The organism is Variovorax sp. GW821-FHT06D12, from assembly GCF_059419205.1.
In genome coordinates this window covers 129193-150209 of the sequence record NZ_JBWKRI010000003.1, presented here as the reverse complement: position 1 = coordinate 150209, position 21017 = coordinate 129193, and the positions used below count along the sequence as shown (strand labels likewise).

The following is a 21017-nucleotide window of genomic DNA, read 5'->3' as shown; positions in this document are numbered from 1 at the left end:
ACCGACCATGTACATCGCCAAGACCATCGACGAACTGCGCCAGCACCTGTCTTCCAGCCAGCGCCCCGCCTTCGTGCCCACCATGGGCAACCTGCACGAGGGCCACCTCGCGCTCGTGCGCCAGGCCAAGCCGCTGGGCGACGCCACCGTGGCGAGCATCTTCGTGAACCGCCTGCAGTTCCTGCCGCACGAAGACTTCGACACCTACCCGCGCACCTGGGACAGCGACTGCGAGAAGCTGCGCGCCGCCGGCTGCGACGTGCTGTTCGCGCCCGACGAGAAGGCGCTCTACCCCGAGCCCCAGACCTGCAAGGTGCACCCCGACCCGGCGCTGGCCGACCTGCTCGAAGGGCACTTTCGCCCGGGCTTCTTCATCGGCGTGTGCACGGTGGTGATGAAGCTGTTCCAGTGCGTGCAGCCGCGCGTGGCCGTGTTCGGCAAGAAGGACTACCAGCAGCTCATGATGATCCGCCACATGGTGCGGCAGTTCGCGCTGCCCATCGAGATCGTCGGCGGCGAGACCTTCCGCGCCGACGACGGCCTGGCGCTCTCCTCGCGCAACGGCTACCTGAGCGCCACCGAGCGCGCCGAGGCCGTGCAGCTGTCGCAGGCGCTGCGGGCCATGGCCGAGGCCGTGCGCGCCGGCGAGCGCGACGTGGCCGCCCTCGAGGCGCGTGCCATGCAGTCGCTCGCGCAGCGCGGCTGGCAGCCCGACTACGTGGTGCTGCGCCGCCGCGCCGACCTGCAGGCGCCGCAACCCGGCGATGCGCTCGTGGCCCTGGCCGCCGCGCGGCTGGGCAGCACGCGGCTCATCGACAACCTCGAAATCGACACGCCGCTCGCCACATGACCTACAGCGTCAAGGAAATCTTCTACACGCTGCAGGGCGAAGGCGGCCAGGCCGGCATGCCGGCCGTGTTCTGCCGCTTCGCCGGCTGCAACCTCTGGACCGGCCGCGAGGAAGACCGCGACACGGCCGTCTGCCGTTTCTGCGACACCGACTTCGTCGGCACCGACGGCACGCTGGGCGGCAAGTTCAAGAGCGCCGACCAGCTCGCCGACACCATCGCTGCGCAATGGCCCGCCGGCGACACCGCGCACCGGCTGGTCGTGCTCACGGGCGGCGAGCCGCTGCTGCAGGTCGATGCGGCGCTGGTCGACGCGCTGCACACGCGGCACTTCCGCATCGCGGTCGAGAGCAATGGCACGGTCGTCGCGCCCGCCGGCATCGACTGGCTGTGCATCAGCCCCAAGGCTGGCGCGCCGTGGGTGCAGCAGCGCGGCCAGGAGCTGAAGCTGGTGTGGCCGCAAGCCGGCATTGACCTCGATGCGATGGCACGCACCGGCGAATTCACGCACCGCTTCCTGCAGCCGATGGACGGGCCCGACCGGCTCGCCAACACCGAGCTGTGCATCGCCGAATGCATGAAGCAGCCGGTGTGGCGCCTGAGCGTGCAGACCCACAAGATCACGGGCATCCGCTGACGCAGCGGCCCCTTTTTAGTTTCGAGTTTCTTTTTTGACGATGCGCTTCACCATCAGCCAACGCTTCTTCTTCGACGCCGCCCACACGCTCAAACGCGAGATCGAGGTCGAAGGCAGCCGCCGTATTCACGGCCACACGTATCACGCGGAGGTGTGGCTGGCGGGCGAGCGCGACCCGGTGACGGGCATGGTGATCGACCTGGGCCTGCTGCGCCGCCGGCTCGAGGACGTGCGCGAGCAGCTCGACCACCACCTGCTGGACGACGTGCCGGGGCTGCATCCGCCGACGCTGGAAAACCTGTGCGTGTTCATCGCCGACGCGCTGCCCGACCTGCGGCCGTCGCTGGCGCGCGTGCGCGTGTGGCGCGAGGCGCTCGGCGACAGCTGTACGGTGGAGTTCTAGCCGCTGTCGGTCAGGCCGCGCCGATGCCGGCCACCAGGCTGCCCGGCGTCTGGCCGTTCTTCAGTCCGGCGGTGAACGCCAGCATGCGATCGATCGGCACGCGCGCGCGCACGCCCAGTGCCGGATCGACGTGGATCTCACCCGCGCCGGTTTCCAGCGCATTCGCCAGTTCGACCAGCCCGTTCATCGCCATCCACGGGCAGTGCGCGCAGCTCTTGCAGGTGCCGCCGTTGCCCGCCGTGGGCGCTTCGATGAAGGTCTTGCCGGGGTTCAGCGTGCGCAGCTTGTGCAGCATGCCGGTGTCGGTCGCGACGATGAACTCGGTCGCGTCGAAGCGCTGCGCCGCGTTCAGGATCGCCGAGGTGGACCCCACCGCATGCGCCAGCGCGATCACATCCGAGGGCGACTCGGGGTGCACCAGCACCTTGGCCTTCGGGTGTTCTTTCATGAGCAGCTCGAGTTCGAGCGCCTTGAATTCGTCGTGCACGATGCACGCGCCGTTCCAGCTGACCATGTCGGCGCCGGTCTGGCGGCGGATGTAGTCGCCCAGGTGGCGGTCTGGGCCCCAGAGGATCTTCTGGCCGGCCGCATGCAATGCGTTCACCACGTCGAGCGCGCAGCTGGAAGTGACGAGCCAGTCGGCACGCGCCTTCACGGCCGCGCTGGTGTTGGCGTAGACCACCACGGTGCGGTCGGGATGCTCGTCGCAGAAGGCGCTGAAGGCGTCGACCGGGCAGCCCAGGTCGAGCGAGCAGTTGGCGTCCAGGTCGGGCATCAGCACGCGCTTTTCGGGCGAGAGGATCTTCGAGGTCTCGCCCATGAAGCGCACGCCCGACACCACCAGCGTGGTGGCGGCGTGGTCGCGGCCGAAGCGCGCCATCTCGAGCGAATCGCTCACGATGCCGCCGGTCTCCTCGGCCAGGTCCTGCAGGTCGGGGTGCACGTAGAAGTGCGACACCATCACCGCGTTGCGCTCGCGCAGCAGGCGGCGGATGCGGTCCTTCAGCGCGACGCGTTCATCGGGCGAAGGCTCGGGGGGCACGCGGGCCCAGGCGTGGCGCGTGTCGCAGACCGCGCCTTGCGCGGGCTGTTCGTAGTCGACATCGATGACGGAAGCGGTCGTCATGGCGGTTCAGTGGTTCAGGAAGCGCATCGAGTAGTCGATGGCCTTCACGTCCTTGGTCAACGCGCCGATCGAGATCCGGTCGACACCGGTCTCGGCCAGGGCGCGCAGGCCGTCGAGCGTGACGCCGCCCGAAATCTCGAGCACGGCCTTGCGATCGTCGCCCACGGCGTCGTTCAGGCGCACGGCCTCGCGCAGCGTGGGCAGGTCCATGTTGTCGAGCAGCACCATGCGGGCGCCGGCGTCCAGCGCTTCCTGCAGCTGGGCCAGGGTCTCGACCTCGACCTCGACAAAGGCGGCCTGCGCGGCCACGGGCGCCACCGCGCGCAGGGCGGCGGCCACGCCACCGGCCGCGGCGATGTGGTTTTCCTTGATGAGCACCGCGTCGTACAGGCCGATGCGGTGGTTCAGCCCGCCGCCCGTGCGCACCGCGTACTTCTGCGCCAGGCGCAGGCCCGGCAGGGTCTTGCGGGTGTCGACGATGCGGGCACGGGTGCCCTTCACGGCGTCGGCATACAGCGCGGTCTTGGTGGCGACGGCGCTCAGCAGCTGCAGGAAGTTGAGCGCGGTGCGCTCGGCCGTCAGCAGCGCGCGGGCGCCGCCTTCGATTTCGAGCACGGGCTGGTCGGCGGCGCAGCGCTGGCCCTCGCCGCACAGCCAGGTGATGCGCGCCTGTGGATCGAGCCGCCGCACGGTGGCCTCGACCCAGGGCGCGCCGCACACCACGGCGGTTTCGCGTGCGAGCACGCGGGCATGGGCGGTGCGGGAGGCGTCGACCAGCGAGGCGGTCAGGTCGCCGTCGGCGACGTCTTCCTGCAGGGCGCGGGCGACGTCGGACTCGGCCAGCGCGGCGACGGCCGACGCCGAGAAATCAAAGCGAGGGCTCATGTCTCTGGAATCTCTAATTTTTCAGGAGGAGTGGCGGGGAGCCGAACCGGCTTGCACCGATTCCGGCACCGGGTCGCGCCCGGTCAGCGCCGCGACGGCGTCGCGCGGGCTCACCTGGCCGTCGAGCAGCGCGACCACGCCTTCGGCGATGGGCATCTCGATGCCCAGGCCGCGCGCGCGCTGCACCACGGTGCGGGCGCAGTACACGCCCTCGGCCACGTGGCCCAGCGAATCGACGGCCTGCGCGAGCGTGCGGCCCTGGGCCAGCAGCAGCCCGACCTTGCGGTTGCGCGACAGGTCGCCGGTGGCGGTCAGCACGAGGTCGCCCAGGCCCGACAGGCCCATGAAGGTGTCGGCGCGGGCGCCGAGCGCCAAGCCGAAACGGGTCATTTCGGCCAGGCCGCGGGTGATCAGCGCCGCGCGGGCGTTGAGCCCGAGCGCGAGGCCGTCGCACAGCCCGGTGGCGATGGCGAGCACGTTCTTGACGGCGCCGCCGACTTCGACGCCGACGATGTCGTCGTTGGCGTACACGCGCAGGGCCGGGCCATGGAAGGCGTCGACCAGCGCATCGCGCACGCCGGCGTGCGGGCTGGCGGCCACCAGCGCGGTCGGGCGCCCTTCGGCGACCTCCTGCGCAAAGCTGGGGCCGCTGAGCACGCCTGCCTTCAATTCAGGGGCGACCTGGACCCAGATCTCATGGGCGAGCAGGCCGTAGGCGGTGGGAGAGGCATCGAGCGCGGGCTCGACACCCTTGCACAGCCACGCCACCTGGGCGCTGGTGCCGCGCAGGGCGATCAGCTGTTCGCGCAGGGCGGCCATGGGCGTGGCCACGATGACGAGGTCGGCCCCGGCCTGCGCCTGGGCGATGTCGCCCGCGCGCACGGCCAGCGAGGCCGGCAGGGCCAGCCCGGGAAGGTAGCGGGTGTTTTCACGCGCGGCCGACATGGCGTCGGCCTGGGCGGCGTCGCGCGCCCAGAGGGTGACCTCGTGGCGGGCCGCCGCGTTGACTGCGACGGCCGTGCCCCAGGCACCGGCGCCATGAACGCAGATCTTCATCGTGCGCTGGCGGCGTCGTGCGGCCGGTTTACTGGGCCAGGGTGGGGGCAGCCTGGCCGGCGGCCTGGGCTTGCTGCTGCTCGTACATGGCCTGGAAGTTGATTTCGGCCAGGTGCACGGGCGGGAAGCCGCCGCGCTGGATCACGTCGGCGACGTTGCCGCGCAGGTACGGGTAGACGATCTGCGGGCAGGCGATGCCCAGGATCGGGCCCATCTGGTCTTCCGGCAGGTTGCGGATCTCGAAGATGCCGGCTTGCTTGGCTTCGACCAGGAACACGGTGCGGTCTTCGATCTTGGTCTGCACGGTGGCCGACACGGTGATCTCGAAGATGCCGTCGGCCACGGGCTGGGCGTCCACGCCGAGCTGGATGTCGACGGTGGGCTGCGTCTGCTCCAGCAGGATCGCGGGCGAGTTGGGTTGTTCGAGCGACAGGTCCTTGAGGTAGACGCGCTGGATCTGGAACACGGGATCTTGGGCTTGCTGGTCGGCCATGGCTGAACTTTCGAGGATCAAAACAATGCCCGCCGGGGAGAGGGTCCCGCAGCGGGCTGCAGATGAGGGAACAAACGATTATCGCCCGACGGCCCGCGCACTTTCGTGACGCCCGGCCGCGCGGGGCTTCAGGCGCCTTGCAGCAACGGAACGAGTCCGCCGCGGCTGTCCAGGGCCATGAGGTCGTCGCAGCCGCCCACGTGGGTGTCGCCGATGAAGATCTGCGGCACCGTGCGGCGCTGGGTGATCTCCATCATGGTGGTGCGGGCTTGCGGGTCGGTGTCGATGCGGATCTCTTCGATCTGCTCGACGCCCTTGGCCTTGAGGATCTGCTTTGCACGCGTGCAGTACGGGCAGACGGCGGTGGTGTACATCTTGACGGCTTGCATGCGCTCTACCTTGGGAACAATCAGGCTTTTTCAACCGGCAGGTTAGCCTCTTTCCAGGCCTTGAGCCCGCCGGCCACCGCTTGGGCCTGCTCGTAGCCGAGCTTCTTGGCCGTGGCCACGGCGCGCTGGGCGCGGGCGCCGGTGGCGCACACCAGCAGCAGCGGCACGTTCTTGTTCTTGACCGTGCTGGCCAGCTTCTCGTCCAGCAGGTTCAGGGGCACGTTCTTGGCGCCGATCATGTGGCCGGTCGCGAATTCTTCGGGTTCGCGCACGTCGACCAGCACCGCGCGTTCGCGGTTGATGAGCTGCACGGCGCCCTGGGCCGTGAGCGTGCCGCCGCCCGCACCCCGGAGCATCGGCCAGGCCAGCATGCCGCCCGAGGTGAGCGCCATCAGGATCAGCATCCAGTTCGCGGTGACGAATTCGATCAATTTCACGGGGGTTCCTTGGATGGCAAACCCGGGATTTTAGAATGCTGGTTTTCCCACGCGCTGCCAAAGGCCTCCGACATGCACAAACTGGTACTGATCCGCCACGGCGAATCGACCTGGAACCTCGAAAACCGCTTCACCGGCTGGACCGACGTCGACCTGACCGAAACCGGCGTCGAGCAGGCCAAGCAGGCCGGCCGGCTGCTCAAGGCCGAGGGCTACGACTTCGACGTGGCCTACACCAGCGTGCTCAAGCGCGCCACCCGCACCCTCTGGCACACGCTCGACGAACTCGACCGCACCTGGCTGCCCGTGGTGCACTCCTGGCGCCTCAACGAACGCCACTACGGCGGCCTGCAGGGCCTGAACAAGGCCGAAACGGCCAAGAAGTACGGCGACGAGCAGGTGCTGGTCTGGCGCCGCAGCTACAGCACCCCGCCGCCGCCGCTGGAAGCCGACGATCCGCGCAGCGAGCGCTCCGACGTGCGCTACGCCAAGCTGTCGCCCGAACAGATCCCGCTGACCGAATGCCTGAAGGACACGGTGGCGCGCGTGCTGCCGTTCTGGAACGAATCGATGGCCCCGGCCATCCGCACTGGCCGCCGCCTGGTCGTGGCCGCGCACGGCAACTCGATCCGCGCACTGGTGAAGTACTTGGACGGCATCTCGGACGACGCCATCGTCGGCCTGAACATCCCGAACGGCATCCCGCTCGTGTACGAGCTGGACGACGACCTCAAGCCCCTGCGCCACTACTACCTGGGCGATGCCGCGGCCGCCGAAAAGGCCGCCGCCGCGGTGGCTTCGCAGGGCAAGGGCTGAAGACGTAAGCAAAAGAAGAAAACCCCGCCTGCCGGTTCCTCCGTGGAACCCCGGCAGGCAATTTGCTTCCAAGCTGTGTATATTGGTTCGACAGCCGTCGACATACAGGACATTTCACTCATGATGGGCCAGAAACTGAAGATCACCGGCTGGGTCGCCGCCGGCGCCGTTGCTGGCGTCCTGACCACCGTCTCGCTGCAGACGGTCGCGCGGGGTTCGCTCGCGCCGCTTCCGCTCGAGGAATTGCAGCAGCTCGCGGCCGTCTTCGGGATGGTCAAGAGCGACTATGTCGAGGCGGTCGACGAGAAGAAACTCATCTCGGACGCCATCTCGGGCATGGTCGCCGGGCTCGATCCGCACTCGCAGTACTTCGACAAGAAGTCCTTCAAGGAATTCCGCGAGGGCACCACGGGCCGCTTCGTCGGCGTGGGCATCGAGATCTCGCAGGAAGACGGCCTCATCAAGGTCGTCTCCCCCATCGAAGGCTCGCCGGCCTTCCGCGCCGGCTTGAAGCCGAACGACCTGATCACCAAGATCGACGACACGGCCGTGCGCGGCCTGTCGCTGAACGAAGCCGTCAAGCGCATGCGCGGCGAGGCCAACACCAAGGTGCTGCTGACCATCTTCCGCAAGGACGAGAGCCGCACCTTCCCGGTCACGATCACGCGTGAGGAAATCCGTACCCAGTCGGTGCGCGGCAAGATGATCGAGCCGGGCTACGGCTGGATCCGCCTGTCGCAGTTCCAGGAGCGCACGGTCGACGACTTCGTCAAGAAGATCGAGGAGCTCTACAAGGAAGACCCGAACCTCAAGGGCCTGGTGCTCGACCTGCGCAACGACCCAGGCGGCCTGCTCGACGCGGCCGTGGCGGTGTCGGCGGCCTTCCTGCCCGAGAACGTCACGGTGGTCACCACCGACGGCCAGCTGGCCGAAAGCAAGTCGATCTACAAGGCGGCGCCCGAGTACTACCAGCGCCGCTCGGGCAGCGACCCGCTGCGCAACCTGCCGGCAGCGCTCAAGAATGTGCCGCTGGTGGTGCTGGTGAACGAAGGCTCGGCCTCGGCCAGCGAGATCGTGGCCGGCGCGCTGCAGGACCACAAGCGCGCCACCATCATGGGCAGCCAGACCTTCGGCAAGGGCTCGGTGCAGACCGTGCGCCCGCTCGGCCCGGACACCGGCCTGAAGATCACCACCGCGCGCTACTACACGCCCAGCGGCACCTCGATCCAGGCCAAGGGCATCGTGCCCAACGTGCTGGTCGACGAAAGCGCCGAGGGCAGCCCCTTCGCCGCCCTGCGCATGCGCGAGGCCGACCTCGAGAAGCACCTGGCCAGCGGCCAGGGCCCCGAGGTCAAAGACCCGGAGCGTGAAAAGGCCCGCGACGAAGCCCGCAAGCGCCTCGAGGAAGAAGCCAAGAAGCCGCCGCAGGACCGCAAGGTGCCCGAGTTCGGCACCGACAAGGACTTCCCGCTGGTGCAGGCGCTCAACCGCCTGAAGGGCCAGCCGGTGCTCGTCAGCAAGACGCAGGTCATCGTCGACAACAAGGACGAGAAGAAGGAAAACTGATCCCGGCGAGCGGGCCGCACGCACCCGTGCGGTTCGCGCTACCGGCGTTTTCCCCTCCCCCGCACAGGCCCAGGCAGGCGCGCATGGACGATCACGACCTGCTGCGCTATTCGCGGCACATCCTCCTCGAAGAATTCGGCATCGACGGCCAGGCGCGCGTCAGTGCCGGGCGGGTGCTCGTCATCGGCGCCGGCGGGCTGGGCTCGCCGGTGGCGCTGTACCTCGCGGCAGCGGGGGTCGGCCACATCGTGCTGGTCGACGACGACGAGGTCGATCTCACCAATCTCCAGCGGCAGGTCGCTCACACGCATGCGCGAGTGGGCCAACCCAAGGTCGCATCGGCCGCGCAGGCCATGCGCGACATCAACCCCGGCATCGCCATCGAGACCCACGCCGTGCGCGCCGACGAGGCGCTGCTGTCGCGGCTCGTGGCTGAGGCCGACGTGGTGGTCGATTGCTGCGACAACTTCGCCACCCGGCAGGCCGTGAACCGCGCCTGCGTGGCGCATGCCAAACCGCTGGTGGCGGGCGCGGCGATCCGCTTCGACGGCCAGCTGAGCGTCTACGACACGCGCGACGCGGCCTGCCCCTGCTACGCCTGCCTGTTCCCACCCGAGGCCAGCTTCGAGGAAACGCGCTGCGCGGTGCTCGGCGTGTTCGGCCCGGTGGTCGGCACCATCGGCACGCTGCAGGCCAGCGAGGCGCTCAAGCTGCTGGCCGGCATCGGCCCGTCGCTGGCGGGCAAGCTGCTGATGTTCGACGGGCGCAGCACCGGCTTCGACACGCTGCGCGTCTCGCGCGACCCGCACTGCAGCGTCTGCGCGCAGCGGCCCCAGGCCGGCGCCTGAGCGCCCGCCTGCCCTCTTCTTTCTTTCGTTAAGGCTGGCGAGCCCCCTTGGCCCGCGCCGCACCGCGCGCGGCGGCCCCGGCCGTGGGCCGGTTCGCCAGCGCCAGCACGCCCGTGCAGTCGGCGTTCTCGCCGGGGCCGGTCTCGATGGTCGCGGCCAGCGCCAGCAGCGGGTTGATGGCGCCCAGCGCCAGCGCCGCCAGGCCGCGGCCGGCCAGCGGCCCGATCTCGACGCCGCCCTTGGGCGCGCCGAAGGTGCCGCTCACGACCAGTGGCGTGCGCAGCGACAGGAAGCTCGCGCTCTTGGGCTCGGGCCGGATCACGAAGTCCAGCGTCTCGGTCGCGAGGTTGGCCTGGCCGGTGGCGGTGAAGACGGCGTTGGTGGTGTCCAGCACCAGCGTGCGCCCGTTCATCACGCCCTTGTTCACGTCGAAGGCCAGCGCCGCGCAGCGCAGCTCGACGTCGCGGTCGCCGCGCAGCAGAAACTTCAGGATGTCGCCGCCCACCAGCGTCGCGAACACGGGCATCAGGTTGCCGAACTGGCCGCGGCCCGACAGCACCGCCATGTCGCCCGACGCGCCGCCGAGCCAGCTGGCCACCGAATTGCCGGCGCCCGACAGGTTGATGCGCCCGTCGAGCCGGCCGACGCTGTTGCCCGAGTTCTCCAGCTTGGGAATGAGCCGCGCCAGCCGCAGGCCGCGCACGTCGAGCGAGGCGCGGATGTCGGCCGGCGTCTTGGTGGCGTCGATGCGGATCGCGCCCACGAGCTTGCCGTTGGCCACGCCCAGGTCGAGCGGGTCGAGCGACAGCACGCCGTCGGTCAGCCGGATCTTGACGCTGCCGCGGTCCAGCGGCACCTCGCGCACGTTGCGGATGCGCTCGGCCGTGTAGGCGACGTCGGCGTTCATGGCGTGCAGCCGCCCGAAGTCGAACGGCGTGGTCGGCAGCACCTTGCCGCCGGGCGGGCGCTTGGGCTGGGCCGAGGCGACCGGCGCCACGCCTTCCACCGCGTTGGCGGAGCGCGCCGTGGGCGGCAGGCCGATCAGCGGGCCGAGGTCGTCCATGTCCATGACGCGCGAGCGCAGCGTGCCCGACAGGCGCGGCACCTTGCCGGCCTGGTCGAACGCCATGTCGCCGCCGATGTCCGACAGGCCCAGGCGGCCGTTGAGCCCCGCCGCCTCCCAGAGCTTGCCGCGCTTGCGCAGCCCGCCGCTCAGCGCATAGGGCGGGGTCTGCGGCAGCACGATGCCCAGCAGCGGGTACAGCGCGCTCAGCGTCTGGCCCTTGATCTGGAAGGTGGCGTCGATGCCGTCGAAGCCCGCGAGCTGGGCCACCGTGCCATTGGCCTTGAGCCGGGTCTGGCCGGCGGCGGCGTTGATCTCGAGCGGGAACGGCGGCGCGCCCGCGGCGTTGATCTGCAGCACGTTGCCGGTGCGCCCGTCGGCCGTGAGCGGCTGGCCCTTGTAGCGACCCTTGATGCGGTAGTGCAGCGGCAGCTCGCCGCGGTTGCTGTCGTAGTCCAGGTCGGCATGCACGTCGACGCCAAGGTGCGCGGCCAGGAAGTCGACGGCGCCCTTGTCGACCTGGATCAGGCCGATGGTGGGCACGGTGCCGGTGTCGGAGGTGTCCTTGCCGAAGGCCCAGGTGCGGCGTCCATCGGATTCCATCTGCAGGCCGACGGTGGGCGCGGTCAGCGCCAGGCTCGGAATGACCACCCGCTTGTCGATCAGCGGCCACAGGCGGATCTCGAAGCTCGCGCGCTCGGCCTTCACCAGGTAAGGGTCGCGCGCCCAGTCGGGGTTGGCGAACTCGATGCCGTCGAAGTGGATGGTGGCGGCCTTCCAGCCCAGGTCCACGTCGAGCCGGCGGGTGATCTCGAACTTGCGCCCGGTCTTCTCGCTCACGAAGCGGTTGAGCGGCTCGCGCAGCGTGTCCCACGGAAAGAAGGCCACGAGGAGCGCGAACGCGGTCAGCAGGACGGCGACCAGCAGCACGAAGGCCGCCAGCAGCTTCTGCCAGCGCGGCCGGGTGCGAAGGGATTGGGTTGCCATGGTCGATTCTTACCCGGATGCGCACCCGAACCGGGTCGGCGGCGGGCCGCAGACCCCGTGCGGCTTGGCCTACGGGCGGGCGCGAGGCGGCGTGGAGACAGCCGCCTGCACATGCGTCAGAACCCGCCTACAACGCGCGGCCCTTGAACCCTGCATGATCCGCTGCGGGAAAGCCTCAATGTCCATGGGCAGGCTCTCTCCTCCGCAGGGCGCTTGGACACGAGCACCTGCCCACCTCAGAGGAAGCGCGGTTCGGCATGGATTCCAGATTGCAGACCTACGTTGTCGAAGACAACCCCACGATCCGTGAAAACCTCATCGGCACTCTGGAAGAGCTCACCTGCACCACGGTCGTGGGCTTTGCGGAAACCGAGCAGCACGCGCGCGACTGGCTGCACGACCATGCCGACGAGTGGCACCTGGCCATCGTCGATCTCTTTCTCAAGCAGGGAAGCGGCCTGGGCATCCTTCAGGCCTGCCAGTCGCGCAAGCCCGGCCAGAAGGTGGTGGTGCTCAGCAACTATGCGACGCCCGACATCCGGCGCCGCTGCGCCGAGTTCGGGGTCGACGCGGTGTTCGACAAGTCGAACGAGATCGACGCACTGGTCGACTTCTGCATCCGCCAGGCCGCCGCGCTGCGGTCCGCACCCGGCGATGCCTAGGCGCAGCTCAATCGATGAGCTTGTTCTTCAGCGCGTAGTAGGTCAGGTCGCTGTTGGAGGACAGGTTCATCTTCTCCATCAGCCGCGTGCGGTAGGTGCTCACCGTCTTCACCGACAGCGACAGCGTCTTGGCGATGTCGCCGGCGGTCTCGCCCTTGGCCAGCTTCAGGAAGACCTGGAACTCGCGCTCCGAGAGCTGCTCGTGCGGCGCGGCGTCGTCCTTGCGGTCGAGCTGGCGGGCCAGCAGTTCGGCCACAGCGGGCGTGATGTAGCGCCGGCCCAGCGAGATGGTGCGAATGGCGTTCACGATCTCGATCGGATCGCACTCCTTGTTGAGGTAGCCGCTGGCGCCCTGACGGATCAGGTTCATCGCGTAGTGCTCCTCGGGGTAGCCGCTGAGGATCAGGATGCCCACGTCCGGCGCCTTGGCGCGGATCATGGCGAGTGCATCGATACCACTTTGTCCCGGCATGGAGAGATCCATCACCAGCACGTCCAGTTCGGTGGTGCGTACCAGCTCGATGGCTTCACGGCCGCTCGCTGCCTCGCCCGCCACGCGCAGGTCCACGTGCTCGGAGAAGAACTGCCGGAGGCCCGATCGCACGATGGCGTGGTCGTCCACAATTCCAATTTTGATCATCTGTTACTTTCGTCGTTGTGCCGCAGCTTTGGAAGCCGCAGCATGCCGGTCCCTGATTGTTATCAATTATTCACGAAGTTGCATTGAATGCGACCCTAAGGGTGTCATGCACTGGTTAGCCCCCCAAAAAATGGCCGTGAGCCTGTTGCTCGCGGCGCTGGCCGCGCTGGCCCTCGTGGGCATCAACGAGGCAGGATACCGGCAATCGAGCCGCGCCCTGGCGGACATCGACGAGGCGCAGCAGATCCGCGGCACGCTCAACCAGATCCTGCAGAACATGCTGGACGCCGAAACCGGCCAGCGCGGCTTCCTGCTCACGGGCGAAGCCGCCTACCGCCAGCCCTACGACATCGCGGTCAAGCAGGTGGACGGCAACCTGGCCACGCTGCGCCAGCTGTACGCCGAACGCCCGGCCGAGCGCACCCAGCTGTCCGAGCTGTCCAAGCACGTGCTGCGCAAGATCGCCGAGATGGACATGAGCGTGCGGCTGCGCCACGAGGGCAACGAGGACGCCTGGAAGTTCGTCATGACCACCGACGTCGGCCGCGAGGAGATGGAAGCCATCCGCGCCACGGCCAACGAGCTGGTGAAGACCAGCAACGCGACGCTGCAGGCTGGCCAGCTGCAGGTGATGAAGTCGCTGCAGCTGGCGCGCGTCGGCACCGGCATCGTGGCGCTCGCGGCGCTGATCGCCTTCTTCCTGTACCTGCGCCAGACGCACGCGCTGCGCTCCGTGGGCGAGCGCCAGCAGGAAGCGCTGCAACGCGAACGCAACGCCCTCGAAGACGAGGTGCGCGAGCGCACCGCCTCGCTGGCCGAACTCGCCACCCACCTGCAGGACGTGCGCGAGACCGAGCGCGGCTACCTGGCGCGCGAGCTGCACGACGAGCTGGGCTCGCTGCTCACGGCCGCCAAGCTCGACGTGGCGCGGCTGAAGTCGCGCCTGGCCGACTCGCCCGACGCGATCCAGCGGCTGCAGCATCTGACCGAGCTGCTCAACAGCGGCATCGCACTGAAGCGCCGCATCATCGAGGACCTGCGGCCTTCGTCGCTCTCCAACCTCGGGCTGGTCGCCTCGCTGGAAATCCTGGGGCGCGAGTTCGGGGAGCGCTCGGGGCTGGAGATCGAGATGGCGCTGGAGCCCGTGAGCATGGACGAATCGCGCCAGCTCACGATCTACCGCATGGTGCAGGAGAGCCTGACCAACATCGGCAAGTACGCCGAGGCAAGCGAAGCCACCATCGTGCTGAAGAACTACGCCAACCACGTGATCGTGGAAGTGGCCGACAACGGCAAGGGCTTCGACGCGCAGCGCATGCGCCCGTCGACGCACGGCCTGGCGGGCATGCGCCACCGGGTCGAGGCGGCGCGCGGCAAGCTCACCATCACCTCGGCGCCCGGCCAGGGCACGCGGCTCACCGCGATGCTGCCGGTGGTGAAGCCGACACCGCAGGCCGGCACGCCGGCGAGCCCCGACACCCCCGCGTCGCGCGGTGCCTGACGCAGGCGCTGGCATTTCTTCACGCCCCGGGGCCTGCGGCGACTCGGTCGCCTCCTACGCACCCCCGCCCCGGTCGCTGACAGGGCCGATGCGGCCCTGCCCTTAAGGTGGGTCCTGTGTCATCCGGCACCGGGCCGCGTCTTCAGCGATGCGCCCGGATGCATGGTTTCAAACCACAAAGAGGGAAGCCTCGAAGGAGTTCCGCATGCTGCACTACGCCGTGGTATTTCTGGTCATCGCACTCATCGCTGCCGTGTTCGGCTTCGGTGGCATTGCCGCCAGCGCGGTGGGGATCGCCAAGGTCCTTTTCATCATCTTTGCCGTGCTCGCCATCGCCAGCTTCCTGGCCGGCTTGCTACGACGCAAGTAGCGTAGTTACGATCCACAGGCTCCCGCATTTCATCTTCCCGGAAAGGACTCTCCCATGAACACGACCAAGACCCCTTCGCAACTCGCCGACGACGTGCGCCAGACCGCCCAGGAAGCGGCCGAAACCACCCGCGCCTACGCTCAGAACGCGGTGAATGCGGCGGGCGAAAAGGTCCGCGAACTGCGCCGCGACGCCGAACCGGGTGTCGAGCAGTTGGCCGCACGCGTGCAGCAAGCCGTGCAGCGCGGCCTCGACGCCGCTTCGACCACCAGCGCCCGCGCGCACCGCCGCATCGAACAGGCCGCCGACGTGACCGGCCGCTACATCTCCGACCAGCCCGTGCGCTCGGTGCTGCTGGCCGCCGCTGCCGGCGCCGCCATCACGGCACTGATCGTGCTGGCCAGCCGCCGCAACCGCGACGACTACTGATCCGTTGCATCGCCACTGACCGACCGCCCCCGCCCGACCACCCTCGCACATGCTTCATCCGATCTTCTCGACGGTGCTCGGGCACCCGGAGCTCATTGCCGATCACATCGCCAACTACGCAGCCCTTGTCCGGCAGGAGAGTGCCGTGGCGGGACGCGGCCTGGTTGCCCGACTGGTCGCGAGCGTCCTGGCCGTGGCCACCGCCGTGCTCGCCCTCGGGCTGATCGGCGTGGCCGTGCTGCTCGGCGTGCTGCACGGCAGCTTCCACTGGGTGCTGGTGGCCGTGCCTGCCGTGGCGGTGGTGATCGCGGCGATCTGCACCTGGATCGCCACCCGCCCGAGTCCGAACTACGGCTTCGACGATCTGCGTGCCCAGCTGGCCGCGGACCTCGACGCGCTGCATGCCGCCGGAGCCCGCCATGAGCAGCCCTGATCCCCGCCGCCCTGCCGCACCGCAACTCACGCCGCAACAGCGGCTGGCCCTGTCGCGCCGCGCGCTCGTGCGGCAACTGAACGGCGGCGAGCCGGATGCACCGGCGCCCCATCGCGCCTTGGCCGCCGGTGACGCCGACGACGATCTCGAATACGCACACACCGACGCCGGCGATGCGCCACCCGCCTCGCCGGGGCGCCGCCACAACGTCTGGAGCGCGATGGCGCGCGGCGTGGTGCAGCGCTGGTGGCGCCGCCATCCCGCGCACGCGGCCGGCCAACTGGCCCGCCCCCTGCTCGAACACTACGCCCGCACCGAGCCCGTCAAGCTCATGGCCGCCGCGGCCGCCACGGGCTCGCTGCTGGTGCTCGTGCGGCCCTGGCGGCTGCTCTCGGCCACGGCCGTGATCGCGGCGGTGCTCAAGACCTCCGACGTGGCCGACCTGGTCAACACGCTGCTGCAGAAGCCTGCGCGGCCGCCTCGGCAAGACCCGCCCTGACGTCACGCCAACGCGTGGCATGCAGACAAGAAAAAGCCCGGTCGAACCGGGCTTTTTGCTGGGCGCGGCGCAAGGGCCGGTCAGCCCTTCACTTCGAGCTGGTTGTTCACCGACTTCACGCCCTGCACGGCCTTGGCGATCTCCTCGGCGCGCGACTTGGCGGCGGCCGTCGGGGCCGGGCCCTTGAGGCTCACGGCGCCGCCCTTGGTGTCGACGTCGATCTTGATCGCGCTCAGGTCCGGGTCCTTGGCCAGGCCGGCCGAGACCGAGGCGGTGATCGCGGCATCGTCGACCGTGGCGGTCACGGCGGCGGTGGCGTCCTTGGCGGCTTCCTTCACATCGGCCGTGGCGCCGGCCATGCCGGTCTTGGCGTCGGCCGCGGCCTGTTCGGTCTTGGCCTTGGCATCGGAGGCCGCCTGCTCGGTCTTGGCGACGGCGCTGTCGAGCTTCTCGCCGGCCGTCTGGTTGCCCGGCTTGTCGCAGGCGGCCAGGGTCAGCGCGGCGCCGGCTGCGAGCACGGCGAGCCAGGTGCGCGAGGTGGCAAAGGGAGCGAGGGAACGGTTCGACGTTGTCATGGGAAATCCTCCTGCGGTCGGAATGGGTACATGGACCGGCTTGGTCCACGCCAGTCAATCTAGTCCCCGCCGCCCGCGCCCGGGTGTCGCCGCAGGCCCGAAGCGCTGTAGGACAAGCAAGCGACGGCAGGCGGCTCAGGCGCTGACGATCCAGCCTTCGAGCGGGTCCATGGACAACGGCAATCCGTAGCCAGGCCCCGGGCTGCCGGCGCGCTGCCGGGCCCAGGCGGCCTGCAGCAGGCACAGCACGGCGTCGAGCTCGTCGCCCTTGGCGTCGGCGCGCAGCCCGTCGCGCGGCGCGGCCGTGAGTTGGAGGCGCAGGCCGAGCCGCGTGCGCCCGGATTCCAGCGCGGCCAGCAGGTCGGCGCGCGCGGCTTCGCGTTCGGGCGACTGGCGCGCGAGGTCGTCGCTCTTGTAGCTGCGCCGGCCGATCAGCTCGCGGGCCAGCAGGCCGGGATACGCCTCCAGCGCGATGCGCTCCTTGTGCGCGCCCGTGTGCAGGCCCGGCAAGGTGGCGCCGACGGCGAGCAGGCGCGGCACGCCAGCATGCAGCATGTAGGCGACGGGCGGGTTCACCCACTTCATCGACGGGCTCGAGCCGGCCGGCGCGTCGGTCGCACGGTGCGCGAACTTGCCGCCGACCGGACGCGCCGCGCAGAAGGCGGCGAAGGTGTCGCGGATCTCGGCGCGGCTCAGGCCGGCGTAGTGGGCGATCAGCGCGTCCCACGCGGTCGGCCACTGCAGGTGCTCGACCAGTTCGCGCGGCAGGCCGAAGGGAAAGTCGAACCCGCCGACCCAGGCGGGCGTGCTGCTGTCGAGCCACTGGCCCCAGGCGTCGAGCGTGGCGAAGCGGTGCAGACCGGTCAGCGCGACGACGTCCGGGCCGGCCATCTCGCCGACGGCCACGACGATGGGCTTGCGGGCGGTCGGTGCGCTCGAGAAATCGCAGCCGAAGAGCATCGCCCGCCTTCGGTCAACCCAGTGCGAGCGCGATCACGCCGGCCGCGATGAACAGCGCGCCCAGCAGCCGCAGCATGCGGTCGCCTTCGCGCAGCAGGTGCCCGCCGATCAGCGCGGCGAACAGCATCGACACCTCGCGCGCCGGCGCGACGTGCGAGATGGGCGCCTGCTGCACCGCGTACAGCACCAGCACGTACGAGACGGGGCTGATCGCCGCCACCAGCAGCGCGTACTTCCACTGCTCACGCCACATGCGCGCGGTGGTCGCGCGGTCCTGCAGCGCGGCGGGCAGCAGCAGCACGAGGCGCACGAAGTTGCTCATGTAGTCGAGCAGGATCGGCGACATCGCGAGGAACTTGACGGCGTAGCTGTCGGTGACCGTGTAGGCCGCGATGAAGGCGCCGGTCAGCACGCCGTAGCGCATGCCCTTGTGCACGCGCTCGCGCTGCACCGGGTCGTGCTTCTTGTGAAAGAGGCGCGGGCCGCCGGCCACCAGGAACACGCCGAGCACCACGCCGAAGATGCCGGCCACGCCGACGAGGCTGATCTTCTCGCCCAGGAACAGGATCGCCACCAGCGACGACAGCAGCGGCCCCGAGCCGCGCGCCAGCGGGTAGACCACCGTGAGATCGGACTTGCGGTAGCCGCGCAGCAGCACGACGTAATAGAAGACGTGCAGCACGCCGCTCAGCACGATGAAGGCCCACTCCTTCGTGCCCCAGGTCGGCACGACGCTCCAGCCGAGGGTGATGCCCACGGGCGCCCACACCACGGCCATGAACACGCCGCTCTGGAACGCGAAGCGCGAATCGCCGTTCGCCTTCTTGGCGGCGATGTTCCAGCTGGCATGGATGACCCCGGCCAGCAGGATCAGTGCGAAAGCGGAAAGGGGCACCCCGGTCGAACCGGGATCAGTGGCGGCCGACGATGGCCGCGGTGGCCATCAGTTCTTCGAGCAGCGCGAGCGAGACCTTGCCCGAGACCTTGTACGGGTCGAGCTCGGGCTTCTCGGAGTACTTCAGCAGCGTCGAGGCGTTGAGCTTGGAGAGGTTGACCTGCCCCATCGTCCAGCCGCCGAAGCGGCGCTCGGAGATTTCTTCATAGTGCAGCAGCACCACGTCCTTGTGGCGCGGATCGCGCTGGATGTGGCCGTAGAGATCACTGATGGCGTCGCGCCCGCCCTCGATCGCCTGCAGGAAGGTGCCGGCGCCGTAGCAGAGGATGCCCGTGATGCCGCAGGCCGGGTTGTGCGTGCGCGATTTCGCGAGGATCGCCTCGATGGCCTCGGGGCTGGTATCGACGGCGCGACTGGCATAGAGAAGTCGGACCAGCATGGCTCAGCTCTTTCGTGGCAGGAGGGAGAGGAATTCGCGACGCAGGCTCGGGTCTTTCAGGAACACGCCGCGCATGACGGAGTTGATCATCTTGCTGTCCATTTCCTTCACGCCGCGCCAGGCCATGCAGAAGTGCTCGGCCTCCATGACCAGCGCCAGGCCGTCGGGCTGCGTCTTTTCCTGGATCAGGTCGGCCAGTTGCACCACGGCTTCTTCCTGGATCTGCGGACGGCCCATGACCCATTCGGCCAGGCGCGCGTACTTCGACAGGCCGATCACGTTCGTGTGCTCGTTGGGCATCACGCCGATCCACAGCTTGCCGATGATCGGGCAGAAGTGGTGCGAGCAAGCGCTGCGCACGGTGATCGGGCCGACGATCATCAGCTCGTTCAGGTGCTCGGCATTGGGAAACTCGGTGAGCGGAGGTGCCGGCACATAGCGGCCGCGGAACACCTCGTTGAGGTACATCTTGGCCACGCGGCGCGCGGTGTTGTCGGTGTTGTGATCGTTCTCGACGTCGATGACCAGGCTCTCGAGCACGCCCTTCATCTTGACCTCGACCTCGTCGAGCAGCGACTCCAGCTCGCCTGGCTGGATGAACTCGGCGATGTTGTCGTTGGCGTTGAAACGCTTGCGCGCTGCATTCAGTCGCTCGCGGATCTTGACGGAGACGGGGGTGCCCTCGTCATCGTCTTTTCGATCGGGAAGCGGTTCGACGTCGGTTTTCCTCAGCATGGCGGGGATCGTACCAGTGAATGGCCCCAGGGGATTCGGGCTGCAACGCCCGCCCCTTCTCGGAGCAATGCTATCAATTAGGTAGCGCGAAGTCGGCTACCAGCGGAAGGTGGTCGGACATGCGGGCCCAGATCGGGCCGCGCGGCACGTTGCAGGCCAGCGGTTCGAGCTGGCGACCATAGACGAAATCGAGTTGCGTCACGGGCAGGCGCGACGGGTATGTGAGCGTGCGCGGGCCGCGCAGGTCGCTGGTGTCACGCAGGCCCATGGCGTTCATGGCGTAGCGCATGCGCGCGCCCCAGTCGTTGAAGTCGCCGGCCACCACCACGGCCTCGTCGGCCGGCACCTCGCGTTCGATGAACTCGCGCAGCCGGGCCACCTGCCGCACGCGGCTGCCCTTGATGAGCCCCAGGTGCACCACGATCGCGTGCACCCGGCGCCCTTCGACGTCGATCACGGCATGCAGCAGGCCGCGCTGCTCGAAGCGGTGGTCGGAGATGTCCTGGTGGCCGGTGCGAATCACCGGCCAGCGCGTGAGCAACGCGTTGCCGTGCTCGCCGTGGCGCGTGACGGCGTTGGTCTCGTAGACGGCCGTGTAGCCCTCGGGCGCCAGAAAGTCGGCCTGCGGCAGCTCGGGCCAGCGCGGAAAGCGTGCAGCGGCCTGGCGGTTCATCTTGCGCACTTCCTGCAGGCAGACGATGTCGGCATCGAGCTGCTCGATGGCATGGCCCAGGTTGTGGATTTCGAGCCGACGCGCCGGCCCGATCCCCTGCACACCCTTGTGGATGTTGTAGGTCGCGACCCGGAGGTTCTGCGTTGCTGCTGCTGCGGCGGCCGGTGGGTTCATCGCGCAAATTCTGGCAGCAACAGAATGGCTTCGGCGTTCGACGGGGAAAAGCAGGCGTCGGCCGCCTCGTGGTACGGCAGCCATTGCCAGTCGGTGTGCTCGCGCGGGTCGAGCACGGGCGTCAGGCGTTCGGGCACGCACAGGCCGAACAGGTGCTCGGTGTTGTGGGTGATGCCGGGTTCGTAGCGCGCGCGCCAACCCGGGTAGATCTCGTAGACGTTGCGCAGCTGCCAGTTGACCAGTTGCGACGCCAGCGGCGTGCCCTCGCCGCACTGGATGCCGGTTTCCTCGGCGACCTCGCGGGCGGCCGTGAGCGCGAGCGGCTCGTCGAGGGCGTCCTTGCTGCCGGTGACCGACTGCCAGAAGTCGGACTCGGCATCCGCACGCCGGATGAGCAGCACATCGAGTGCCGGCGTGTGGATCACGACCAGCACCGACTCCGGGATCTTCCAGGGCCGGGTGCCGGTCGTCATGGCTG

General features: G+C 69.0%; 27 protein-coding genes. 12 read left to right on the top strand and 15 right to left on the bottom strand.

Annotation, left to right across the window (positions count from 1 at the left end; all coding sequences use genetic code 11):
- Positions 1-7: 7 nt before the first annotated feature.
- Genes panC through AC07SQ_RS11365 form a run of 3 tightly spaced genes read left to right on the top strand, consistent with a single transcriptional unit; the run spans position 8 to position 1888 of the window.
- Positions 8-850: a pantoate--beta-alanine ligase gene (gene panC, locus AC07SQ_RS11375; RefSeq protein WP_495271160.1), complete on the top strand. Its 843-nt coding sequence runs from the start codon at positions 8-10 to the stop codon at positions 848-850.
- The gene (gene queE, locus AC07SQ_RS11370) at positions 847-1485 is read left to right on the top strand and encodes a 7-carboxy-7-deazaguanine synthase (RefSeq protein WP_495265159.1); all 639 of its coding nucleotides are present in this window, start codon (positions 847-849) and stop codon (positions 1483-1485) included. Before panC ends, queE begins: the two co-directional genes overlap by 4 nt.
- 40 nt (positions 1486-1525) lie before the next feature.
- On the top strand, positions 1526-1888 hold the full coding sequence (locus tag AC07SQ_RS11365) for a 6-carboxytetrahydropterin synthase (RefSeq protein WP_062477101.1): 363 nt from the start codon (positions 1526-1528) through the stop codon (positions 1886-1888).
- A 10-nt stretch (positions 1889-1898) separates the two neighbouring features.
- On the opposite strand, the gene nadA is transcribed toward AC07SQ_RS11365, so the two are convergent.
- From nadA to AC07SQ_RS11335, 6 genes are all read right to left on the bottom strand, one after another.
- On the bottom strand, positions 1899-3014 hold the full coding sequence (gene nadA / locus AC07SQ_RS11360; protein WP_495271161.1) for a quinolinate synthase NadA: 1116 nt from the start codon (positions 3012-3014) through the stop codon (positions 1899-1901).
- A 6-nt stretch (positions 3015-3020) separates the two neighbouring features.
- Positions 3021-3899: a carboxylating nicotinate-nucleotide diphosphorylase gene (nadC, locus tag AC07SQ_RS11355; protein ID WP_495271162.1), complete on the bottom strand. Its 879-nt coding sequence runs from the start codon at positions 3897-3899 to the stop codon at positions 3021-3023.
- Positions 3900-3920: 21 nt separating this feature from the next.
- The gene (locus tag AC07SQ_RS11350) at positions 3921-4955 is read right to left on the bottom strand and encodes an NAD(P)H-dependent glycerol-3-phosphate dehydrogenase (protein ID WP_495271163.1); all 1035 of its coding nucleotides are present in this window, start codon (positions 4953-4955) and stop codon (positions 3921-3923) included.
- Positions 4956-4983: 28 nt separating this feature from the next.
- Complete coding sequence (gene secB, locus AC07SQ_RS11345) at positions 4984-5448, bottom strand: protein-export chaperone SecB (protein ID WP_056578332.1); 465 nt, start codon at positions 5446-5448, stop codon at positions 4984-4986.
- Between the two features lie 128 nt (positions 5449-5576).
- Positions 5577-5837, bottom strand: a complete 261-nt coding sequence (gene grxC / locus AC07SQ_RS11340) for a glutaredoxin 3 (RefSeq protein ID WP_062477087.1) — start codon at positions 5835-5837, stop codon at positions 5577-5579.
- Positions 5838-5857: 20 nt separating this feature from the next.
- A complete protein-coding gene (locus AC07SQ_RS11335) occupies positions 5858-6241 on the bottom strand; it encodes a rhodanese-like domain-containing protein (protein WP_370681259.1) in 384 nt (127 codons plus the stop codon).
- Between the two features lie 105 nt (positions 6242-6346).
- Between AC07SQ_RS11335 and gpmA the strand changes: the two genes are divergently transcribed.
- The 3 genes from gpmA to AC07SQ_RS11320 all read left to right on the top strand — a co-directional run bounded on the left by gpmA (position 6347) and on the right by AC07SQ_RS11320 (position 9504).
- A complete protein-coding gene (gpmA, locus tag AC07SQ_RS11330; RefSeq protein WP_013543140.1) occupies positions 6347-7090 on the top strand; it encodes a 2,3-diphosphoglycerate-dependent phosphoglycerate mutase in 744 nt (247 codons plus the stop codon).
- 123 nt (positions 7091-7213) lie between these two features.
- Positions 7214-8656, top strand: coding sequence for a S41 family peptidase (locus AC07SQ_RS11325; RefSeq protein ID WP_062477129.1), 1443 nt, complete (start codon positions 7214-7216; stop codon positions 8654-8656).
- An 83-nt stretch (positions 8657-8739) separates the two neighbouring features.
- Positions 8740-9504, top strand: a complete 765-nt coding sequence (locus AC07SQ_RS11320; RefSeq protein ID WP_495271164.1) for a HesA/MoeB/ThiF family protein — start codon at positions 8740-8742, stop codon at positions 9502-9504.
- A gap of 28 nt (positions 9505-9532) precedes the next feature.
- On the opposite strand, the gene AC07SQ_RS11315 is transcribed toward AC07SQ_RS11320, so the two are convergent.
- Positions 9533-11554 (bottom strand): AsmA family protein, encoded by a 2022-nt coding sequence (locus AC07SQ_RS11315; RefSeq protein ID WP_495271165.1) that lies wholly within the window; start codon positions 11552-11554, stop codon positions 9533-9535.
- A gap of 257 nt (positions 11555-11811) precedes the next feature.
- Here AC07SQ_RS11315 and AC07SQ_RS11310 point away from each other — a divergent pair, with 257 nt between their 5' ends.
- On the top strand, positions 11812-12216 hold the full coding sequence (locus tag AC07SQ_RS11310) for a response regulator (protein ID WP_062477080.1): 405 nt from the start codon (positions 11812-11814) through the stop codon (positions 12214-12216).
- A 7-nt stretch (positions 12217-12223) separates the two neighbouring features.
- On the opposite strand, the gene AC07SQ_RS11305 is transcribed toward AC07SQ_RS11310, so the two are convergent.
- On the bottom strand, positions 12224-12856 hold the full coding sequence (locus AC07SQ_RS11305; protein WP_007837167.1) for a response regulator: 633 nt from the start codon (positions 12854-12856) through the stop codon (positions 12224-12226).
- 130 nt (positions 12857-12986) lie between these two features.
- Here AC07SQ_RS11305 and AC07SQ_RS11300 point away from each other — a divergent pair, with 130 nt between their 5' ends.
- The 5 genes from AC07SQ_RS11300 (at position 12987) to AC07SQ_RS11280 (ending at position 16088) form a co-directional block, all read left to right on the top strand.
- A complete protein-coding gene (locus AC07SQ_RS11300; protein WP_495271166.1) occupies positions 12987-14357 on the top strand; it encodes a CHASE3 domain-containing protein in 1371 nt (456 codons plus the stop codon).
- A 205-nt stretch (positions 14358-14562) separates the two neighbouring features.
- Positions 14563-14727, top strand: a complete 165-nt coding sequence (locus AC07SQ_RS11295; protein WP_070063586.1) for a DUF1328 domain-containing protein — start codon at positions 14563-14565, stop codon at positions 14725-14727.
- Positions 14728-14781: 54 nt separating this feature from the next.
- Positions 14782-15156 (top strand): hypothetical protein, encoded by a 375-nt coding sequence (locus AC07SQ_RS11290; protein WP_062477074.1) that lies wholly within the window; start codon positions 14782-14784, stop codon positions 15154-15156.
- Positions 15157-15205: 49 nt separating this feature from the next.
- On the top strand, positions 15206-15589 hold the full coding sequence (locus AC07SQ_RS11285; protein ID WP_495271167.1) for a hypothetical protein: 384 nt from the start codon (positions 15206-15208) through the stop codon (positions 15587-15589).
- Entirely contained in the window at positions 15576-16088 is a 513-nt protein-coding gene (locus AC07SQ_RS11280; protein ID WP_495271168.1) for a hypothetical protein, read from the top strand. Before AC07SQ_RS11285 ends, AC07SQ_RS11280 begins: the two co-directional genes overlap by 14 nt.
- 80 nt (positions 16089-16168) lie before the next feature.
- Here the strand turns inward: AC07SQ_RS11280 and AC07SQ_RS11275 are convergent, their stop codons facing one another.
- From AC07SQ_RS11275 to nudB, 7 genes are all read right to left on the bottom strand, one after another.
- Positions 16169-16663, bottom strand: coding sequence for a BON domain-containing protein (locus AC07SQ_RS11275; protein ID WP_062477068.1), 495 nt, complete (start codon positions 16661-16663; stop codon positions 16169-16171).
- A gap of 135 nt (positions 16664-16798) precedes the next feature.
- Positions 16799-17623, bottom strand: a complete 825-nt coding sequence (locus AC07SQ_RS11270) for a DUF429 domain-containing protein (RefSeq protein WP_495271169.1) — start codon at positions 17621-17623, stop codon at positions 16799-16801.
- A 13-nt stretch (positions 17624-17636) separates the two neighbouring features.
- The gene (locus AC07SQ_RS11265) at positions 17637-18518 is read right to left on the bottom strand and encodes a DMT family transporter (protein ID WP_369631685.1); all 882 of its coding nucleotides are present in this window, start codon (positions 18516-18518) and stop codon (positions 17637-17639) included.
- Between the two features lie 16 nt (positions 18519-18534).
- Complete coding sequence (locus AC07SQ_RS11260; RefSeq protein ID WP_062477059.1) at positions 18535-18957, bottom strand: BLUF domain-containing protein; 423 nt, start codon at positions 18955-18957, stop codon at positions 18535-18537.
- A gap of 3 nt (positions 18958-18960) precedes the next feature.
- Positions 18961-19692 (bottom strand): GTP cyclohydrolase I, encoded by a 732-nt coding sequence (folE, locus tag AC07SQ_RS11255; RefSeq protein ID WP_062477056.1) that lies wholly within the window; start codon positions 19690-19692, stop codon positions 18961-18963.
- Between the two features lie 73 nt (positions 19693-19765).
- A complete protein-coding gene (locus AC07SQ_RS11250; protein ID WP_487847824.1) occupies positions 19766-20539 on the bottom strand; it encodes an endonuclease/exonuclease/phosphatase family protein in 774 nt (257 codons plus the stop codon).
- The gene (gene nudB, locus AC07SQ_RS11245; protein ID WP_495271170.1) at positions 20536-21012 is read right to left on the bottom strand and encodes a dihydroneopterin triphosphate diphosphatase; all 477 of its coding nucleotides are present in this window, start codon (positions 21010-21012) and stop codon (positions 20536-20538) included. The genes AC07SQ_RS11250 and nudB overlap by 4 nt, the downstream gene beginning before the upstream one ends.
- Positions 21013-21017: the final 5 nt, after the last annotated feature.

What these genes read in the sequence shown, in the direction of transcription:
- panC (WP_495271160.1), top strand. Translation starts at nt 8, where the DNA reads ATGTACATCGCCAAGACCATCGACGAACTGCGCCAGCACCTGTCTTCC.
- queE (WP_495265159.1), top strand. Translation starts at nt 847, where the DNA reads ATGACCTACAGCGTCAAGGAAATCTTCTACACGCTGCAGGGCGAAGGC.
- AC07SQ_RS11365 (WP_062477101.1), top strand. Translation starts at nt 1,526, where the DNA reads ATGCGCTTCACCATCAGCCAACGCTTCTTCTTCGACGCCGCCCACACG.
- nadA (WP_495271161.1), bottom strand. Translation starts at nt 3,014, where the DNA reads ATGACGACCGCTTCCGTCATCGATGTCGACTACGAACAGCCCGCGCAA.
- nadC (WP_495271162.1), bottom strand. Translation starts at nt 3,899, where the DNA reads ATGAGCCCTCGCTTTGATTTCTCGGCGTCGGCCGTCGCCGCGCTGGCC.
- AC07SQ_RS11350 (WP_495271163.1), bottom strand. Translation starts at nt 4,955, where the DNA reads ATGAAGATCTGCGTTCATGGCGCCGGTGCCTGGGGCACGGCCGTCGCA.
- secB (WP_056578332.1), bottom strand. Translation starts at nt 5,448, where the DNA reads ATGGCCGACCAGCAAGCCCAAGATCCCGTGTTCCAGATCCAGCGCGTC.
- grxC (WP_062477087.1), bottom strand. Translation starts at nt 5,837, where the DNA reads ATGCAAGCCGTCAAGATGTACACCACCGCCGTCTGCCCGTACTGCACG.
- AC07SQ_RS11335 (WP_370681259.1), bottom strand. Translation starts at nt 6,241, where the DNA reads ATGCTGATCCTGATGGCGCTCACCTCGGGCGGCATGCTGGCCTGGCCG.
- gpmA (WP_013543140.1), top strand. Translation starts at nt 6,347, where the DNA reads ATGCACAAACTGGTACTGATCCGCCACGGCGAATCGACCTGGAACCTC.
- AC07SQ_RS11325 (WP_062477129.1), top strand. Translation starts at nt 7,214, where the DNA reads ATGGGCCAGAAACTGAAGATCACCGGCTGGGTCGCCGCCGGCGCCGTT.
- AC07SQ_RS11320 (WP_495271164.1), top strand. Translation starts at nt 8,740, where the DNA reads ATGGACGATCACGACCTGCTGCGCTATTCGCGGCACATCCTCCTCGAA.
- AC07SQ_RS11315 (WP_495271165.1), bottom strand. Translation starts at nt 11,554, where the DNA reads ATGGCAACCCAATCCCTTCGCACCCGGCCGCGCTGGCAGAAGCTGCTG.
- AC07SQ_RS11310 (WP_062477080.1), top strand. Translation starts at nt 11,812, where the DNA reads ATGGATTCCAGATTGCAGACCTACGTTGTCGAAGACAACCCCACGATC.
- AC07SQ_RS11305 (WP_007837167.1), bottom strand. Translation starts at nt 12,856, where the DNA reads ATGATCAAAATTGGAATTGTGGACGACCACGCCATCGTGCGATCGGGC.
- AC07SQ_RS11300 (WP_495271166.1), top strand. Translation starts at nt 12,987, where the DNA reads ATGGCCGTGAGCCTGTTGCTCGCGGCGCTGGCCGCGCTGGCCCTCGTG.
- AC07SQ_RS11295 (WP_070063586.1), top strand. Translation starts at nt 14,563, where the DNA reads ATGCTGCACTACGCCGTGGTATTTCTGGTCATCGCACTCATCGCTGCC.
- AC07SQ_RS11290 (WP_062477074.1), top strand. Translation starts at nt 14,782, where the DNA reads ATGAACACGACCAAGACCCCTTCGCAACTCGCCGACGACGTGCGCCAG.
- AC07SQ_RS11285 (WP_495271167.1), top strand. Translation starts at nt 15,206, where the DNA reads ATGCTTCATCCGATCTTCTCGACGGTGCTCGGGCACCCGGAGCTCATT.
- AC07SQ_RS11280 (WP_495271168.1), top strand. Translation starts at nt 15,576, where the DNA reads ATGAGCAGCCCTGATCCCCGCCGCCCTGCCGCACCGCAACTCACGCCG.
- AC07SQ_RS11275 (WP_062477068.1), bottom strand. Translation starts at nt 16,663, where the DNA reads ATGACAACGTCGAACCGTTCCCTCGCTCCCTTTGCCACCTCGCGCACC.
- AC07SQ_RS11270 (WP_495271169.1), bottom strand. Translation starts at nt 17,623, where the DNA reads ATGCTCTTCGGCTGCGATTTCTCGAGCGCACCGACCGCCCGCAAGCCC.
- AC07SQ_RS11260 (WP_062477059.1), bottom strand. Translation starts at nt 18,957, where the DNA reads ATGCTGGTCCGACTTCTCTATGCCAGTCGCGCCGTCGATACCAGCCCC.
- folE (WP_062477056.1), bottom strand. Translation starts at nt 19,692, where the DNA reads ATGCTGAGGAAAACCGACGTCGAACCGCTTCCCGATCGAAAAGACGAT.
- AC07SQ_RS11250 (WP_487847824.1), bottom strand. Translation starts at nt 20,539, where the DNA reads ATGAACCCACCGGCCGCCGCAGCAGCAGCAACGCAGAACCTCCGGGTC.
- nudB (WP_495271170.1), bottom strand. Translation starts at nt 21,012, where the DNA reads ATGACGACCGGCACCCGGCCCTGGAAGATCCCGGAGTCGGTGCTGGTC.